Raw genomic sequence first — 1,393 nt, 5'->3', positions numbered from 1 at the left:
GATTCTTTCTGATTTTTCACTTTGCTCTTCCCTTACACAGATACTCAAATGAATAATCTATCGGCATTTAATTGAAAATATTTATAAATGATAAAGAAATCAGGATGAAATAGGCTATTATATGAAATATTACGTTAATTAAATTAATAAATTTTGACTTTTGTCTGATAAAACAAAAAATTTTTAAAATCGGCTCAATGCGCCTTTGACCCTGTCCGGCTAAGCCGTTAATATCTTTTCTACAAAAAATGATCTTGTGCCTGAAAGGATCAGCGTGAAGCGGCGAATAAAACTCCTGTAGCCTGAAAGGGAGAGCAAGTATTGCGGTACATCTGCCCCCCTTTGGAAGCAGATATTGTCAGGACACCAACCCCTCGTCTGACAATGAAGGTCTCTTAAACTAATAGATAACCCAAAAGGCTATCTTTATCTTGTTACCGCAGTGCATTGAACGTGAGTTCATACACTGGTGTTTCAAAGCAACATCAATCCTGTTTATCTTCAATGGACAACGGGATGGCTTTTGCGCCTCCGTTCATGCTTTTATCTATCCCTGTTTGAATGATTAAACAGGCAATTTTCTACAGCTAATCCATTAACATGACTACCGTTTGACACTGAATCTGGCGGCGTTTTGCTGTGCCTGTAGGCATTTCAACGCTTGCACGACTTTTGCTGACCGGTTACGGATCTTAAGGCGTCACTTTTTGCAGGTTCACCGCTGAAAGTGACGCCGCAGCCAAAGAACAATCGAACCCTGACAGGCTCACGCCTGCTTCACCACGCAGTGAATCTGACACTGCATTTTTAGATTGAAAAAGGAGAACTTGACGATATCGAGGCTGGCTTTTTGCCGGTGGGGATGACCTGCACACGCAGGCGGCAGTACCGCGTACTCAACCGATACCCCGCAATACCTCAACCTGCGTTCACTCTGGTGCACAGATATCGATCAAGGGCAAGACAGGTATTTTCTGTTTTGCCAGAACGGTCGCGCGCCAGAGATTGTAGGTTGTCAGGTATCAGCAAGGGGAAGCTAATGAGCCGATTGATGAAAGAATTGAAGTTTTTTGCCCGACAAGGTGGCGGCAGTCATAAGACCCGCCATGACCGCATTCGGATTGCAGGGCGCTTGGGGGCATTGTTATTAAGCCTGAATATTCAGGTTAAAAGCCTTAATAATTTGAAAACCAAGCATGTGGAGCATTACGTTGATGCCCGTTTATCTCAGGGGATCGCTAAGCGCACAGTGCAAAATGAAATGGCTGCGCTGTGTAATATTTTCCGCATGGCAGGCCGGGAGAAACTGGAAACCTCGCCGCGTTTGAGCAATCAGGCATTAGGATTAAGTGGAACCAGCCGTGCCGGAACGAAGCAGGCGATCCCTGATGCC

General features: G+C 44.9%; 1 protein-coding gene. It reads left to right on the top strand.

What is annotated here, in order from left to right; genetic code table 11:
- Window positions 1–1,039: 1,039 nt before the first annotated feature.
- A partial coding sequence (locus tag AAC854_RS22485) for a phage integrase N-terminal domain-containing protein (protein ID WP_340619035.1) occupies window positions 1,040–1,393 on the top strand: 354 nt, incomplete at its 3' end.

It is taken from the genome of Xenorhabdus entomophaga, assembly GCF_037996725.1.
Classification (GTDB): domain Bacteria; phylum Pseudomonadota; class Gammaproteobacteria; order Enterobacterales; family Enterobacteriaceae; genus Xenorhabdus; species Xenorhabdus khoisanae.
This window is presented reverse-complemented; position numbering and strand designations above follow the sequence as displayed.